We start from the raw sequence: 16547 nt of genomic DNA on the forward strand, positions 1-16547 counted from the left end.
GACGGGGTCGGTCGACGAGGTCCGCCAGCGGCGTCCTAGTCCTCCAGGAGGTTCAGCTCGGCGTCGGTGAAGCGGGCGGCGCACGCGTCCTCGGTGGCGGTCATCGTGGCCGTGTCCAGCAGTCCTGATTCGACGTGGCGGGCGTGGAGGGTCCAGTCCTGCTTCTTGTACTGGGCCATGACCATCGAGCCCTTGCCGACCGGCACCTCCTCGACGGGGCGGGACTCCTTCCAGCCGCGTTCCACGAGGCCGGCGAGGGCGGCGTGGAACCGCTTGCGGGCCTCGGCGCGGTCCTGCGCGGAGCCCGGGTCCGTCGGTGACGACCAGCCGACACTGCAGGTCGCCATCCGCGCCACCACCTCGTCCCGGGCCCGCTCCCTGTCGGTGGCCGGCGGGCCGGCAGGGTAGGGCGAGGCCGGGGGAGTCGCGGAGAGGGACGTCGTCTTCCCGGGGAGACCGGCGGCCGCGGTGGCCGCGGCCAGGTCGGCCCGTACGGCTTCCTTGCCGAAGGCCGTCGGGGCGGGGGCGGGCGCGGAGGGTGTGGCAGGAAGTGCCCCGCCCGGCGGCACGGCGCTGCCGCCGCCGCATCCGGCGACGAGTATCGCGCCGACGACGGCTCCCGCGGCCCGGGCCCAGCCGAGCCCGGTCATGGTGGTGTGCATGTGCTTTCTGTTCCTCCGTCGGCGGTCGCAGGAGTCTCGCACGGCGTCGCGACAGGCCGAGGAGCGGGATCGCCTCTCCTCAATTCCCTCGCGCGGTGCGGTGGCGGCGGTGGCGGAGTGGAGCGTCGGTGAAGAAGGGCTCCGGGGGCTGGTCGGGCGGGGTTTCCCCTCCGTAAATTACCGGCGGTAACACTCGTGCGAGCCGAGGAGGGTGCGCCGTGGAAGCGGAGCCGAAGCCGGTGGAGCCCGTCCGGACCGTCGTCGACGGAGTGGTGCGCGAGGTGCGGGTACCCGCGCTCGCCGCGGCCCCCGCCCACGGATCCCTCGGGGACATCCCCTTCGACAACGCCGCGCAGGCCCCGAACGAGGCCGTACTCGCCCGCAAGCAGGCCGACGGGACCTGGCGCGACGTCACGGCCGCCGAGTTCGCGGCCGAGGTGCTCGCCGTCGCCAAGGGCCTGATCGCCGAGGGACTGCGCGAGGGCGACCGGCTCGCCATCATGGCCCGCACCACCTACGAGTGGACCCTGCTCGACTTCGCGGGCTGGGCCGCGGGACTGGTCACCGTACCGATCTACCCCACCTCCTCCGCCCTCCAGGCCCGCTGGATCATCCACGACTCCGGCGCCGTGGCCTGCGCCGTCGAGGACACCGCGCAGGCCCGCATCATCAGCGCCGAACGGATCAACCTGCCCGGGCTGGCCCACCTCTGGGAGTTCGACACGGGCGCGATCGGCCGACTGGTGAAGGCCGGGGAGCGCATCCCCGACGCCCTCGTCCACGCGCGGCGGGGCAACCGGACCCCGGACTCCGTCGCCACCCTCATCTACACCTCGGGCACCACCGGCCGGCCCAAGGGCTGCGTCATCACCCACGCCAACTTCTTCGCCGAGGTGGACAACTCCATCGAGCTGCTGCACCCCGTCTTCAAGTCGGTCAGCAAGGAGCCCGCCTCCACCCTGCTGTTCCTGCCGCTCAGCCACGTCTTCGGCCGCATGGTCGCGGTCGGCTGCCTGCGGGCCCGCGTCAAGCTCGGACACGCGCCCAGCATCCGTACCGAGGACCTCCTCGCCGACCTCGCCGGCTTCCGCCCGACCTTCCTGCTCGCCATCCCCTACGTCCTGGAGAAGGTCTACAACACCGCCCGCGCCACCGCCGAGAAGATGGGCCGCGCATCCTCCTTCGACCGGGCCGCCCGCATCGCGCGCCGATTCGGCGAGAGCACCGAGGGCAAGGCGCCCGGCCCCGTGCTGCGCACGGCACGCGCCCTGTACGACCCGCTCGTCTACCGGCGGATCCGCACCGCGCTCGGCGGCCGCGTCCGCTACATCCTGAGCGGCGGATCACCACTGGGGCGCAGGCTCGCCGCCTTCTACACCGGCGCGGGCATCGAGGTCTTCGAGGGCTACGGCCTCACGGAGACGACCGGCGCCAGCACCGTGACCCCGCCGCAGCGGCCCCGGCTCGGCACGGTGGGCTGGCCCCTGCCCGGGACGGCCGTGCGGATCGCGCCGGACGGGGAGGTGCTGCTGGGCGGCCGGCACGTCTTCGCGGGCTACTGGAACAGCGGGCAGGCACTCCCGTACGGCAGCTGGCTGGCCACCGGGGACATCGGGGAACTCGACGCGGACGGCTACCTCACCATCACCGGCCGCAAGAAGGACCTGATCATCACCTCCGGCGGCAAGAACGTGGCCCCGGCGCCGCTGGAGGACTGGCTGCGGGCCCACCCGCTGGTCGGGCAGTGCATGGTGGTCGGCGACAACCGCCCGTACATCGCCGCCCTGATCACCCTGGAGCCCGATGGGCTGTGGCACTGGCGCCAGATGCGCAAGAAGCAGAACGTGCCGATGCGGGAGCTGGTGCGGGACGAGGAACTGCTCGCCGACCTCCAGCGGGCCGTCGACGAGGCGAACCAGCTCGTGTCGCGGGCCGAGTCGATCCGCCGGTTCGCCGTCCTGCCGGGCGACTTCACCGAGGAGCGCGGCCACCTGACGCCGTCGCTGAAGCTCAGGCGGGACGCGATCGCGCGCGACTACGCCGACCGCATCGACGAGCTCTACCGGGGGCCGCGCCAGGCGTGAGGCCGATGGGTCGGAGCTGCGCCACAGGACACGGGTCGTCCGGTTGCCGATAATCCGCCACGGATCGAGTTTCGTTAGGCTGGCTGACATGACAGCCATGGCACCCACGCGCACCGAACCGGACCTGTCCTTCCTCCTGGACCACACCAGCCACGTGCTGCGCACCCGCATGAGCGCGCAGCTCGCCGAGATCGGGCTCACCCCGCGCATGCACTGCGTGCTCGTCCACGCCCTGGAGGAGGAGCGCACCCAGGCACAGCTCGCCGAGATCGGGGACATGGACAAGACCACGATGGTGGTGACCGTCGACGCGCTGGAGAAGGCCGGCCTGGCCGAGCGTCGGCCCTCCAGCACCGACCGGCGGGCGCGGATCATCGCGGTGACCGAGGCGGGGGCGAAGGTCGCGAAGCAGAGCCAGAAGATCGTCGACGGCGTCCACGCGGGCGCCCTCGACTCCCTGCCCGCCGATGAGCGCGAGGTGCTGCTCCGTGCGCTGAACCGGCTGGTCACCGGGCATCTGGAGACCCCGGTCGAGGGGCCGCGGCCGGCGCGGAGGGCGCGCCAGAAGGGGTGACGGCGGGGCGAACTCCATCTAGGTCCGTAGAAGATAGTCTGCAACAAAACTATCTGCTACGGTCTCTCCTGTTGGCTCCCGACGACAGGAGAGACCGCCGTGTCCGCCACCTCCGCACCAGCAGCCGCACCGCACGCGACCGCACCCACCGTGCTCGCACCGCCCGCGCACAGCTCCCGCCGACTCCGGCTCTCGCTCGGCGTACTGGCGACCGGGATGCTCATGACCGTCCTCGACGGCAGCATCGTCACCGTCGCCATGCCGGCCATCCAGAGCGACCTCGGCTTCACCCCGGCCGGGCTCAGCTGGGTCGTCAACGCCTACCTCATCGCCTTCGGCTCGCTGCTCCTGCTCGCCGGCCGCCTCGGTGACCTGCTCGGCCGCAAGCGGATGTTCCTCGCGGGGACCGGACTGTTCACTGCCGCGTCCCTCCTGGCCGGCGCCGCCGCCACCCCCGCGGTCCTCATCGCCGCCCGCTTCCTCCAGGGAGTCGGCAGCGCGATGGCCTCCGCCGTCAGCCTCGGCATCCTCGTCACGCTCTTCACCGAACCCCGCGAACGGGCCAGGGCCATCGCGGTGTTCAGCTTCACCGGTGCCGCCGGCGCCTCGATCGGCCAGGTCCTCGGCGGCGTCCTCGCCGACGCCCTCACCTGGAACTGGATCTTCCTCATCAACCTGCCCATCGGCATCGCGGCCCTTCTCGTCGCCCTCCCCACCCTCCCCGAGGACCGCGGCCTCGGCCTGAAGGCCGGCGCCGACACGTTCGGAGCGCTGCTCGTCACCTCCGGACTGATGCTCGGGATCTACACCGTCGTCAAGATCGACCAGTACGGGGCGGCCTCGGCCCACACGCTCGGCCTCGGCGCCTCTCCCTCGCCCTGCTCGCCGGATTCCTCGTCCGCCAGGCCACCGCACGCAACCCGCTCATGCCCCTGCGGATCTTCCGCTCGCCCAGCGTCACCGGCGCCAACCTGGTGCAGATGCTGATGGTCGCCGCCCTGTTCTCCTTCCAGATCCTCGTCGCCCTCTACATGCAGAACGTGCTCGGATACGGAGCCGCCGAGACCGGCCTCGGGATGCTCCCGGCCGCCGCCGCCATCGGCGTGGTCTCCCTGACCGTCTCGGCCCGCCTCAACGCCCGCTTCGGCGAACGCAGGGTCCTCCTGGCCGGACTGGTCCTCCTGATCGGCGTACTCGGCCTGCTCACCCGGGTCCCCGCCGACGCCGAGCAGTCCCACTACGTCACCGACCTGCTCCCCGTGATGCTCCTCGCCGCAGGCTTCGGCCTCGCCCTGCCCGCCCTGACCTCCCTGGGCATGTCCGGAGCGAAGGAGGAGGACGCGGGCCTGGCCTCCGGGCTCTTCAACACCACCCAGCAGATCGGCATGGCCCTCGGCATCGCGGTCCTCTCCACCCTCGCCGCCTCCCGCACCGAGTCCCTCACCGCGGCCGGCCGCCCCGCCTCCGAAGCCCTGACCGGGGGCTACCACCTGGCCTTCGCGGTCGGCGCGGCCCTCCTCGCCACCGCCCTGGCTGTCGCCGCCACCATCCTGCGCCGCCGGCACGTCAGGCGGCGTCGGACCAGTGGCTGCGCAGTGACGCCCGCTGGGGGCGCTGGGGTCCACCCCGGGAATCGGGCCGCATGGGGATGAGCGCGCCGGTGGCGGCGCGCTCCATGGAGAGGCCGGTGATCACGCCGGGTGCCACACGCAGGGCTCCCACGGCGATGGCGGCCTTGAGCAGGGCGAGACGGTGGATGCTGGTCATGACGTTCTCCTTGGCGTTGCGGGGGAGCGGTGGCGGCCGGCCTGCGGAGCCGAACCTCGTACGACCATTGCGCCCCGCCACCCCCCACCCGTCACGCCACGGCATCTCGGGGCTTGACACGGGGGCGGGGCGGTGAGAGGAATCGAACCTGTGCCGGGGTGCCAGACCGTGCTGTGCCGCGCGGGGCCCAGCGACGGATGCCCGTCTGCCAACTACCTGTTCAGTCCAACCACGGGTACCACGGAGCTGCCAGGGAAATCTGCGATGACCGTCAGCAGGTCACGCGAGACGTGGCCATGTGAAGGTGTGCTCGTTTCCGCCTCACGGTGATCACCCTGAAGGCTGGCGGTACCCCGAGGTAGTGATCGTTTGCGGGCAGGCCCCAGCGGGCGCGGACGCGCTTGAGGCCGCGGCGCCGCGAAGCGTTTCCGCTGCAGGAGTTCTCGTCTGATTGGACTCTTCAGGTCATCGGCGCTGCCAGCAACTTCCGATATCCACCGCCACAGAATTCCTGATTTCTGGACAGGGCCCGGTAGAGCGCCGCCTTCCAGTGGTTTACGCCCTTCCTCTCTGCCCCGCGAGCCAAGGCACCAAGAATCGACCGCAGACCCGTATCGCCACAGGAATCGTATGTTTGGTCGTACAGGTCGATTTGATCCGTCAGCTCGGCCACGGCCTCCATTTGATAGAAGCCGAAGAGGTCGAGGACTTTGAACTGTTTTTCGACTCTCTTGAAGGTCGAGTTGTCGATTTCGTCCGACTGGTGCAGGGAGTATCTGACCGAGACGGTACTCTCGACTTCTATTTCCGCGAGCAGTATCTCAATGTCCGGGAATTCGTCGAAGTATGCGTGAAACATGAGTAGCCCGTCTGCCCGTCCGAATTCGTCCCCCTTTAGCCGATTGCACCTTTCGCAGACGGGTATGAGATTGTCGGCAAGGATCGAGTATTCTGGAAAATTGCTCTTGGGGAGAAAGTGATCGAGGGCGCATACTTGTGATCTTTCACACAGCGGGCAGCGAGAGTCGCGAGACAGCGCTGTCTGGAAGATCGAGTTTCTGAGACCTTCCAGAGGGCGTCCTTTGTCCAGGAGGGCGTAATTCCCCAGGAGGGCCTTGGTGAGTGCATCCGAACCATGGGCGAGCGACGTGAATCGACGAATGTCTCGCAGCACATCCTCGTAGTCGCCGTAGGCGTCAATAATTCCACTGCGTACGCCCATGAGGATGCGTTGCGAGGATGGTCGTCGCCGGCTCAAGGCAAGATCAAGATCAACCAGGCGGTCCCTGTCGGGGCGAGGAAGCCGAATCATCTACCGGGCCGATCTCGGCTGATGCTCGTCAGGTAAGAAATGGACTGCGCGCTCATCTCGCCGTCGAACAGCTCCAGGATTTCATCCAGGTGCAAATTCTCATGCATGGATCGGAGGGTTGAGTGATAGTCGGTGGCGCTGCTATCCAGGCTGAATACGTGGCGTGTGAGCAGTCCTACATTTTCTGCGAAGGTTTCGATCTCTGGAGTGGCGACGAAGGTGAGATCCCCGAATCGCTGTAGGACTTTTACGTAGCGTCTGGGTACTTCCTGGAGGAGTACTGGTGAGTGCGTCGCCATCACGGCGTAGGAGTCGAATTGCTCCAGAGATATGCTGATGCTTTTGAGCAGGGCGGCCAAGAGTGGGGGGTGCAGATGGGATTCTGGTTCGTCGATGAGGACCAGTGAGCCGGGCTCCAGGTGTGCCACGAGCTGCACGACAATGTTGAGTACCAGCTTGTGTCCAGTGCTGAGGCCCGCGAAGGAATCCCGCCATGAATCACTGTCGAAGGCGAAAGCGTCCGACAGCTCGACCCGTTTGAACGACGGCTCTCGGCTCAGCGGAGACAGGGCTGCCACCAGTCTTTGCTTGCGCTCCGGCGTGCTGGCTCTGGCGAGGGCGGATATTACGTCGTCCTGGATCTCCTCGGCCCCTTTGAGTGATCCGGCGCGGGGTGAGTCCGAGTCGATGGTGTGATCGTATCTCCGAAGGCCGCAGTAGGTGTATCCGAATACCTCGCCGCTTGATTCCAGCCTATCTTCTTCCCTCCGGTTCTTTCCTGGCAGGTCGAACGTGTCGAAAGCGCTGTAGGAGACGGCTATGACCGAAGAGAATCGAGGCGTGCCTGCTTCTTCGGGGAATTCCCCGTACTGCCGGATGAACCTCTCGTCGGCCCGGTCGGTGAGGTCTGCATGCGCAGTGTTGGCCAGGTTGGCAAGGAGCTGCGTTTTTCCGCACCCGTTGTAGCCCACGACGACGTTGATGCGGCCGGGCAGGGGCGGGCGGTCCTCGAAACCAAACCGGACGGAGAAGGTCTCCCCTCCGACGCTCGTTCTGAACGTGAACGCGAGGGCGCTGTCCCGCGGGGCTGTTGCCCCTCCGAAAAGGGCTGTGGCATCTCTCAGCGCGAGTTCGGCGTTCCCATAGCGCAGGAGTGAGGCAGCCATCGCCGGCTCGTCGGCGAACGATTCCCTCAGTGAGGGGTCGAAAGCGATGTCGCGGAGCCCGGAAAGAATGCTGTCGCGCAGTTCGCGGGGAAGGCCATGCAGTGCTTCGTAGTAGGAAAATGCTTGCCCGAGTGAGCAGTAGCTTTCATCAAGCCGAACAAAGCTTTCGGGGATATCGGTGGCGCCGCTACGCTGCCCCCTTTTGATGATCTTGACGGATCCCAGATCTACGGACGCTTCCGTCCGAGACGGATAGAGATGTGCGTCGAACATGGTTTCATATCCGAAATCATCCCAGAGGTCGCGCCGGAGAACGAGTGCCGGAAGGGTGGACGGTACGGTGAAGCCCGCCCTGCGAGGCACCACAACAAAATGCATGAGCGTACTCCAAAATCTATGTTCTCTCGGCCCGTGGGAGAGTCGGTGGCAGCGGGCAGGGACGAAGGGTCCCTGCCCGCTGCTCGGCCGGTCAGTCGAAGAGGCTCTGTAGTCTTGATTCGATCCAGCCCGGCCGCCGAAGCAGCTCGAACGTATCGACCGCGACGACCGCGCGCTCTGGCGGTTCGTTGCTGGCGAGCGGATTCTCGAAGGATTCGAAGACCTCGAAACCCTCTGCCTCCAACGAGGTCAGCGCACGGGCTACGCGCTTCGATCGGGCGGGACCGGTCCAGGACTCGAGAGGATGGGTGATGAGTACAGCGAGATCCTGGTGCCGGGTATCTCTCAGGACTGGCAAGCCGTGGAAGGAATCGGCCTTCCAGTGGGAGAAGCTTCTCGCGAACTGCTCGGCGCGCTGGTGCGCGTAGACCTCCTCGGCGGCGAAGTCCAGGTTCCCTCCATCGAGCAGCTCGACCATCTGCACGGCAAGGCGCCAGTCGAGGAGCGGGTGGTAGGCGCTGTTGCTGTAGTCCCGAAGACAGTCGTAGCAGGACGAGTCGCACGGCACGGCCGTCAGGCTTCCGGAGCGGTGGCGTGTGAGATCCGCCGCTACCTCACCGGCGGAGAGCAGGAATTCGGCAGGGCGCTTTCCCAGCCAGGTCGAATACCCGGCACCGTTCTCCAGCGTGTCCGAGAGGAAGACTTGTGCCTGTACGCTGCCCTCGGTTTCCCCCCGCACAGGGTGTAGACCTGCCGAGAGTTCTTTTCCGTCGATGTCCAGCAGCCTGACGGCAGCGAGTTTCAGAACCGTGCCGAGTGAGAGCCAAGCGGCCCTTGCAGCCATGCGACGGGGGTCGAGAGCCAGATCCGCCGGTTGCTCGCGGAGGCCGACCAGGAGGACATCGGTCAGTTTTGCCGATGCCAGCGCCAGCTTCTCCTCGTTGCTGACCGAAGGCCGGGTGGGCAGGCCCAGATCCCTCGCACGGTCCGCATCGGCCAGGAGCTTCGTGTCGAGCAGACCGTCGTGCCCCTGGACCTTGCCGAACGGGTAGCCCTCACCTGTTCCCGCGTTGACCACCACGATGCGTCCCTCGCCACTCCTGAACTCGGCGGCCTTGGTCCAGCGTGGGACGAGGTCTGATGTGGGGTCGAGTGTGAGGCGTGCAGAGAAGGCGCGAGGTGTGAACTCGAAGGTGCCGTCGTAGTCCTGAGCCTTGTAGCTGGTGCGAAATCCGAGCGGCTGACACGACGGGAGCACCCGGTAGTCACCGGCGTCTCCTGCAGTGGCCCCACACACCGGACACGAATCTTCGGATTCGAGATTGACGGAGAGGCATTTGGTGCAAATGCCCACCATGAGACGATCACTGTCCGGAGCCTTGCCTGGCAGCCACTTCCCGCCAGCGGGCTCATAGGTCACAAGCCCGACTGCTGTGTGCAAGGCCTTGTCCTTGACGACTTCACCGCCAGGTGCCCATTCCGAGATGGCGATGTCGATGTCGCGGTCGATGACGTCGGTGAGTTCCGGCCCGTGTGGCCTCTGATGGTGCAGGTTGCGGACCCTGGTGGGGAACCCGAACATGGGGAGCACTCCGTGCTCCGCAAGTGACTGGCTCAGCGGACCCGCGTCCGGCGACTTCGCCGCCACCTCCTCGATCTTGGAATAGAGGCCGGAAGTGGCCCAGGACACCAGCCAATCCAGCGAATGCGCACCAGGGGACGCCCCCTGCAGGAGAACCTGACACGCGTGCCTCTTGGCGACGTCGTTCCCGTCCAGCCAGGCACGGACGTCATCCCGTACCTGAGGCCATCCGCTGACGGTTCCGAAGGGTCCGTGGACATTGCGCCCCGGATCCCAGTCGGCCGTTCCTTCCACCGATCGGAAGGCGAGGGTCAGCAGGCTTGCGGCGTAGCAGCGTTGCAGGATCTCAAGGCGGTCGAGATCCACATACGGGCTCGGCGAAGGGTCGCCGGTGATGCGGGAGGGGTGCTGGAAGTAGTGGTCGTCATGGGTCCTGGTACCACGACAGAGGGTCAAGGCGATGGACAGGTGATCGAGTCGGCGGCCGGCCCGGCCCACCCGCTGCTGGTAGTTGAAGCGTTGTGGTGGCATGTTCGCCATTACCACCGCGCGGAGCGCGCCGATGTCGACACCGGCCTCCATCGTGGTGGTGACACTGAGTAGGTCGACCTCGTCGACCAACTCGATGTCCTGCCCGCTGAGAAAGACCGACTGGAAGAGGGCTTGCCGGGCTTGCGCGTCGTCGTTGTCGGTCTGACCTGTCAGCTCCTCGCAGTGGAGCCTGAAGGGGACCCCGGCTTCGCGGGCCAGGAAGGTGTAGTAGTCGCCCAGAGTGACGGAACCAGGGTCGAGGGGTTCGGCGACGAGATGAGGGCTGTGGCAGAAGGCGCAGACGCCAGCGGAGCCGTGCAGGTGCCTTCTGGTGCAGCGTTCGCAGCGCCATTGCGTCCCGCCGGCCATGGCGATCCTGATTTTTTGGCCTTCGATCCGAGGCTCTGCGTCGCTGAGGCCCAGTGCATTCTTCACTTCTTGGATCAGTGCGTCCGGGAAAGCATCGTGACGTTGTGCGACTTCCTTTATGTACTTCCTTGCTGCTGTGTGCAGATTTGCCGGCGGCTCAGGCCTCTGCTCCTGGAACTGGCGGCGCACACCGAGCAGCCTCAGTGCGGACATGCATACCTGACGGAAAACCTCGTCATCGAGCAACCGGCTCTTGGAAGTGAGGTCCTGAACGGCATAGCCGATGCCGAGCGACTCCAGGTCGCGTCCGCCTCCCGCGAAGACAGCCTGCTGGACCTGCGCTTGCACTGTTCGGTGGATTTCGGAGTTCAGGACGCGTAGATCGTTGGTGAGGGAACCATCCTCCCGCTCGACCGGGACATCTCCGGTCCAGTCGTAGAGATTGGTCCAGCTCCGTGACTCGGTGCTCTTGCTCAGCGAAAAAGAGGGTCCACCGGGATGCACGCCGTATTTGACTGCTTGTGTGCTGACTCCGTTGCCGAGTTCGACAAGCGTCGGGCCCTTCTGCTGGGCTCGGTATTCTGCCAGTACACGTTCTTGCTGGGGCGTCAGGCTGTCCTGGGCCAAGGCGAATACTGCGTTGAGTAGATCGGGTGAACCGCTCGTGCTGAGCTGTGTCAGGGCGGCCTGGTTGGCCACGTTGCCCTTGAAGTAGTCGGCTGCCAGGGCAACGAGATCCTTCGGGTGGTCGAGGGTGGCGATCACGAGCTGCCTGACCAGGTCCTGATAGTGCGATCGTTCCAGGCCCGCCGAGATCCGGGCCGCGTCCTGCCGGCTGTCCGAGAAGACAACGATTTTCGTCTGCAGCTGCCTCTTGAGAGCATCGGTCAGGACCTGGTTCGACTTCTCAAAACCTGTACCCATTGTTCGGATGGGGGATCTGGATCGCGACGGGTCCTCGAACTGCCGGACGTTCTTGAAGATCTCCTTGTCTTCCCCGCAGCATGGACAGACCGTGGGAAAGGCGCGGACCTTCCCGAGGTGGCCCTGCGGTTGGCTCTGTGCCACCAGCAGGTATCCGTTGTTGTCCGCGGTCTGGTGACTTCCCACCTTGCCGCTCACGGGATCCAGAACGGCAGGAACAAAGGTGAACGTATATTCCGGCCGATTCCTTGCGCCGGGTCGACCACCCTTGTGTCTGTGCGACGACCTGTCGAGGTCGGAGCGTTCTCCCGCAGTGGGCAAGAAGATGCTGTAGACATCGGCGGTGCGATCGAATCGTGCTTTGTCCGGCAGGGATTCGAGATCCGTTGCGGTGGAGACCAGGTAGCGCCTCGTGGGATCCTGGCCGACGATCGGAGAGTTGAATCCGCCGAGGAAGACCTCTCCGCACGTGTCGCAGTACAGCAACTCCAGTACGCGGGCACCGCATTCGCAGGCATACCTGGGCCGGCTGTAGAGCTTCCCGACCAGCCGGTCCGCAGATGGTTCCGCGGCCCGCGGTTGGACCTCCGTGCAGCTCCGATCCGCGCAGGCCCACATTCCGGTGACATTCCGGAAGAACAGGTGGAGCCGGAATCGCGATCCGGCATCCGACTCCCCATCGAGGCGCGAGATGAGTGCATCGGTGGCCTCCAGCGCCCTATCGGGTGCGAGGCCAGGGAAAAGGCTGGCAGATACCTCGGTCAGCGGCTTCGCTCGGGGGGAGTCGTCCTCGTCGCTCGCCCTGAACGCGGCCTGGAGTGCCGCGTGCCGGTCAGGAAGGGGCGGCAAAGTCACTGTTTCTTCGCCACCGGCGCCTGCCCAGGGCATGAGATCGTTCCTTCCCTTGGCCCGGACGCGTTCACCGGCCAGCACAGAGAAGCGGTCGGCTGACCGTCCGAAGAAGTCGCTCAGAAACTTCCGGTCCACAGGGTTTTCCGGATCCATGGACGCAGAGGTCGCGATCACGGACAGCTGGTCGGATTCGGTGGACAGCCCGAGCCGGTCGATGAGCTTGCGCAGGAGGTAGGAGACCTCGGTGCCTTGAGTCCCCCTGTACATGTGGAGTTCGTCCACGACCAGGCTGAAGACGTGGTCCTTGGAGCTGTTCAGCCAGGCGCGGGTCCGATCGAAGATGGGATCCTCGTCTCGGCGCATGAGCATGATGTTGAGCATGCTGTAGTTGGTGATGAGGACGTCCGGCGGAGCGACCTGCATGTCCCAGCGAGAACGCATCTCGGCCCCGAACGGACGCTGGAGGAAGTAGCGGGCCTCCTCGTCCTTCACGAGCCCGTCCGCGATGCGCTGCTCCAGCTGGTGGCTCCGGTCTTCCATCGAGGCCAGAGTCTTGCGCAGTTCCTGCATTTTGGACGAGTTCGGCTTGGTGGCCAGTTCCAGAGGTCCGGCGACCGGGGTACGGCCGGTATAGCGCCCGAAGTGGAAGCGGTTGCCGCCACGGTGCCTGTCGAACCAGCTGCGCACGTCCGGTGCGTCCAGGCTGCGTCGCAACCTGATCAGTTGGTCTTCCACCAGCGCGTTCATCGGGTAGAGGAACATGGCGCGCATGGCCGCAGGCCTTCTGCTGCAGTTGCGTTGGGCCTGCCACTCCCGTGACGTGCGCCACCAAGGCCGCTGTGTCTCCTGGGGCTCTGCCGCGGCCCACCGACGTGATTCATCCGTCAGCCTGGCCAGCACCGGGACGAGGAAGGCCTCGGTCTTCCCGGAACCGGTTCCAGATGTCACCACAATGTCCCGGCCCTGTTGGCTTGACTTCAGCGCGTCAGACTGGTGGGTGTAAAGCCTGGGGATTCCCCGGAGCAGACCGGCACCCAGAAGTCCGGCCAATTCCGGAAGGCCTATCTCCGTTGCCAGGTCTTCCAGGGTCTGGGGCGACTGCACGTACTGGGGCAACAGTTCCAGGTACGGCTCCTGGAAGAGGACCCCGGGAGTGTCGAGTAGCTCTCTGAGTTCCTCGCCCACCGATGAGTCGCGAAGGGAGTAGGCGGTGTCGTAGTACCGCTGAAAGTAATCGGCGAGCTGGCCGTGGATGGCCGACGGAGAAATACCAGACATGGAGATCCTCGCGAGGTTCGGATTCAGGGGACGAGCTGGAGTTTCTGGTACAGGGATTCGGCCACTTGTCTGGCGAATGGCTCGTCGATGTTGACGTATTTGACGTAGCTCTTGTGCTCGGGACCCACTTGCCCGTTGGGGTCTGCTTGCGGGTTGAGCGCCGCGAGCTGAGGCAGCAGCCCGCTGCGCAGCACGGCGGCGCGGGCGTGGAGATGCGGTAGCTGCATACGTTTCGGGGCGTACAGTTCCTGCCGCAACGGGCTGTATCGCAGCACCCAGCGTTCTGCACGTGCGAGTTCGGCGTAGACCACCGTGCGTTTGTCGGCGATGAAGCCTTTCGTGCCGATCCAGTAGATGTAGCGGTGGGTGTTGTAGCGCTGATATCTGTAGGCGCCGTGGAGTGGCGGCTCGCCGTGGCCTTCGACATCTGTCCAGATGTCACGTCCCCCCTCGGACATCTTCTGCGGCTGGATACCGCCGGGCCCTCGCTGCACGCCACGCTCGGCAAGCATTTCTTGGAACCTGGGGAGGCGTCGGGCGAGCTGGTCGGCAGCTCGGTCCTCAAAGGCGATGCCGAGTGCCTTGCAGAGTGCGCGGCAGTCCTCAGGATCCACCAGTGTCACCATCAGCACCGACGGGCCGCCGGCCTGTCGAAATGGGGGAAGCGGCACCACGGACTGCGCGAGGGTGGCGATGTCGGATCCGGGATCCTCGTGCAGCCGTTCCAGTCGCTGCAGGAGCCAGAGCGGCCTCTGCCCCACCAGGAGCGCGTGCCCTCCGGAATTCGGCATGGTGGTGAGGACCGGTGGCGTCACACTCCATGTCTGGGCCTCCCAGTCCACTTCTGCGTGACCGAGGACCTGCAGGTTGTACAAGGCGATGCGCCAGTCCGGCGCAGAACCCTTCTGCTCGCCCTTCTCCAGCCACGCGTACGTGTCACGGAAGGCGTCGAGACTCCCGGCGCCGCGTTCGGAGCACCACAGGAGCAACTCGTCTTGCACGATTCATTTCCCTGACATGTAGTCGGTCCAGCCTTGTGCACAGGTCGCTGGAACAGTGATGTTCCCCGAGGTCAGCCTGTCCCAGTCGGCTCGGCTGAGAGACTTCCAGCTCCCCGAGGGCGCGCCGTGACTGTGGGATTGAACGGCCGGGGCCCGTCTGACCCTGGCGTTCTGGGAACTGGTCACCTGAAGTACCCATAGAGCTTGGAACGGCAGGACATCGAGCAGCGGTTCGATGTCGATGGCGTGAGGCACATGGTCCATGGCGGCTATCCAGGACGGCACTTGGGGGACGAGCTGTGCAACGCGGCGATTCTTGCCTAAGGCGTAGATGGAGCCGCCGATGCGCATGAGGCTCATCGAAGGAAGCGGGTCGCGCGGTGAGCCCCCGAAGAACGAGCCGGACAGATGGCCTGCCGGCAGCCAGGGAGTACGTGCCGACCGATCTGCTGTGTCCCGGATCTTGCTGGGGATGGTGGCCAGCTTCTTGTTCCTTGGGGGGAGTGCCAGCACTGGCAGGGCAACGTTCTCCCGGTAGCGCTCGACGAGGGCGAACGTGAGCTTGCGGTTCCCGACCTGGATCTGGTGCTCGCCGACGGACTGCACCAGATCCGCCAGCCGGATCGTGTCCGGCGCGTCCAGGTGAAGCGGTGGCAGAGGAATCCCGTTCACGGTGACAGTGGGGGGGTGGCCATCGGGAGTCGCCGGCAGAACCAGGTCGGGCGCGTAGCCGAGGAGGTAGGTCTGCCGGCCGCCTTCGATGCGAAGGCCGCCGGACAGGCGAGCCAACTGCTGGTGCAGCGGGGCTAGCGGGCCGACGACGCCGGAGACCGGCGCGGACCGCGTCGGTGTGTATCCGCTGAACAATGTCCAGCCGGGCGGCACTTGTACCCTGCGGGGCCTGCGTACGGCGGCTGATCCACAGGCGAGCATCGCTGCCTCGGCCTGTGCCGCGTAGGCATTCTTCACCAGCACCCTATGCGGAACGCCAACTTCCGCTGTCGTGACGGATGTCCACCTACCGACCAGTTCGTTGGCCTGGAGGACGTAGAGGTCGCGGGCGGGGAGTGTCAGGGTGGCAGCCGCGGCGGTCAGTTCGAGAGCAGACCCCGGAGCGAGCTTCGAGTCCGGGGGCGCGAGAGGCAGCCATTGTGCGCCTGGGGGAACCGTGATGACGTCGCCGTTCAGACTGAGCGATGTCAGGCGGACGTGGGAGGGAATGCGGGCTGCGATGCCGTACGGGAAACCGCCGGCTTCGGTCGTGAGAGAAAGAGGCACGTGCGGCAGGCCGGCAGCGTTTCTCGGAAGTCCATCGTAGTGGGTGAGTTCCTGCTGGAGGATGCTCGCCAGGATGGGTCGTAGCTGTGGCGAAGCCAGAGCGCGCTGGATTCGCGGGCTCGGCCGATTGAGCCGTACCCACTCCTGGAACCGGGCGAGGAGCTCCGTTTCAGGCACGGTGTCTCCGGGCTGCGCTCCGATCGTTGACAGGAACAGCCCGACTTGCACCCGGTCGGATCCGACCAGCACAGCTTGGGAGAGGGACCAGCCGATGTTGACCTGGGTCGGATGGGGAATGGCGGAGGGCAGGCCGCGACGGCCCCGTTCGCGCTCGGTCAGCCACCACTTCAGGTGGTCCCACAGGGTTGGGACGATCACGTCGTAGCCGTCCGGCATGCCTGACCCTTCGTGCAGGCCGAGCAGCTCGCGGAGCGGGCCGTAGTAGGAGAACCTGCCGACCACGGTGTTCTCGGATCGGTTCATCCGGGAGGCCGCGAGCACCGTCGCTGCGAGCACGGCTATGAACGGTGGAGTGCCAATACCCCCTTGTCGTCGCCACTGGCGAGCGCGGGAGGCGACGCCGTCGAAGGGGTTGCGACCGAAGACCACGCTCCTGAGGGCGGCCCGGAAGTCGCAAGCCGCAGCAGGGAGAGTCGCTGCAGCCTTGGTCTGACTGGCCAGCAAGTCTGCGAGCAAGGCGTCATCGACCGACAGGTATACGGGGGCTGCCGCTTCGCGGATGGCGAAGAAGTGTTCCGCGAGCGCTCTGTTCCAAGCGTCATAGTCCAT

9 protein-coding genes and 1 pseudogene are annotated in these 16547 nt (G+C 66.1%); 3 read left to right on the plus strand and 7 right to left on the minus strand.

Going from position 1 to position 16547, the window contains the following annotated elements; all coding sequences use genetic code 11:
• Positions 1-35: 35 nt before the first annotated feature.
• A complete protein-coding gene (locus AVW11_RS10865) occupies positions 36-662 on the minus strand; it encodes a hypothetical protein (protein ID WP_076043879.1) in 627 nt (208 codons plus the stop codon).
• A 218-nt stretch (positions 663-880) separates the two neighbouring features.
• Between AVW11_RS10865 and AVW11_RS10870 the strand changes: the two genes are divergently transcribed.
• From AVW11_RS10870 to AVW11_RS10880, 3 genes and pseudogenes are all read left to right on the plus strand, one after another.
• Positions 881-2746: an AMP-dependent synthetase/ligase gene (locus AVW11_RS10870; RefSeq protein ID WP_076043880.1), complete on the plus strand. Its 1866-nt coding sequence runs from the start codon at positions 881-883 to the stop codon at positions 2744-2746.
• Positions 2747-2834: 88 nt separating this feature from the next.
• Positions 2835-3320, plus strand: coding sequence for a MarR family winged helix-turn-helix transcriptional regulator (locus AVW11_RS10875; RefSeq protein ID WP_076043881.1), 486 nt, complete (start codon positions 2835-2837; stop codon positions 3318-3320).
• A 258-nt stretch (positions 3321-3578) separates the two neighbouring features.
• Positions 3579-4972 (plus strand): annotated as a pseudogene (locus AVW11_RS10880) (MFS transporter).
• Here the strand turns inward: AVW11_RS10880 and AVW11_RS37110 are convergent.
• The 6 genes from AVW11_RS37110 to AVW11_RS10910 all read right to left on the minus strand — a co-directional run bounded on the left by AVW11_RS37110 (position 4887) and on the right by AVW11_RS10910 (position 16547).
• On the minus strand, positions 4887-5087 hold the full coding sequence (locus tag AVW11_RS37110; protein ID WP_078094886.1) for a hypothetical protein: 201 nt from the start codon (positions 5085-5087) through the stop codon (positions 4887-4889). The pseudogene AVW11_RS10880 and the gene AVW11_RS37110 overlap by 86 nt on opposite strands.
• 460 nt (positions 5088-5547) lie before the next feature.
• On the minus strand, positions 5548-6309 hold the full coding sequence (locus AVW11_RS37115; RefSeq protein WP_143568830.1) for an HNH endonuclease: 762 nt from the start codon (positions 6307-6309) through the stop codon (positions 5548-5550).
• 86 nt (positions 6310-6395) lie between these two features.
• Positions 6396-7943 (minus strand): AAA family ATPase, encoded by a 1548-nt coding sequence (locus AVW11_RS10895; RefSeq protein WP_079250589.1) that lies wholly within the window; start codon positions 7941-7943, stop codon positions 6396-6398.
• A 91-nt stretch (positions 7944-8034) separates the two neighbouring features.
• Complete coding sequence (locus tag AVW11_RS10900; RefSeq protein WP_076043884.1) at positions 8035-13479, minus strand: DEAD/DEAH box helicase; 5445 nt, start codon at positions 13477-13479, stop codon at positions 8035-8037.
• 23 nt (positions 13480-13502) lie between these two features.
• A complete protein-coding gene (locus AVW11_RS10905; RefSeq protein WP_076043885.1) occupies positions 13503-14480 on the minus strand; it encodes a hypothetical protein in 978 nt (325 codons plus the stop codon).
• 3 nt (positions 14481-14483) lie between these two features.
• Entirely contained in the window at positions 14484-16547 is a 2064-nt protein-coding gene (locus tag AVW11_RS10910; RefSeq protein ID WP_076043886.1) for a hypothetical protein, read from the minus strand.

It is taken from the genome of Streptomyces amritsarensis, assembly GCF_001953875.1.
Lineage (GTDB): Bacteria > Actinomycetota > Actinomycetes > Streptomycetales > Streptomycetaceae > Streptomyces > Streptomyces amritsarensis.

Coding starts and splice junctions, on each gene's coding strand:
- AVW11_RS37115 (WP_143568830.1), bottom strand. CDS start 6,309: ATGGGCGTACGCAGTGGAATTATTGACGCCTACGGCGACTACGAGGAT.
- AVW11_RS10895 (WP_079250589.1), bottom strand. CDS start 7,943: ATGCATTTTGTTGTGGTGCCTCGCAGGGCGGGCTTCACCGTACCGTCC.
- AVW11_RS10910 (WP_076043886.1), bottom strand. CDS start 16,547: ATGGACTATGACGCTTGGAACAGAGCGCTCGCGGAACACTTCTTCGCC.
- AVW11_RS10875 (WP_076043881.1), top strand. CDS start 2,835: ATGACAGCCATGGCACCCACGCGCACCGAACCGGACCTGTCCTTCCTC.
- AVW11_RS37110 (WP_078094886.1), bottom strand. CDS start 5,087: ATGACCAGCATCCACCGTCTCGCCCTGCTCAAGGCCGCCATCGCCGTG.
- AVW11_RS10865 (WP_076043879.1), bottom strand. CDS start 662: ATGCACACCACCATGACCGGGCTCGGCTGGGCCCGGGCCGCGGGAGCC.
- AVW11_RS10900 (WP_076043884.1), bottom strand. CDS start 13,479: ATGTCTGGTATTTCTCCGTCGGCCATCCACGGCCAGCTCGCCGATTAC.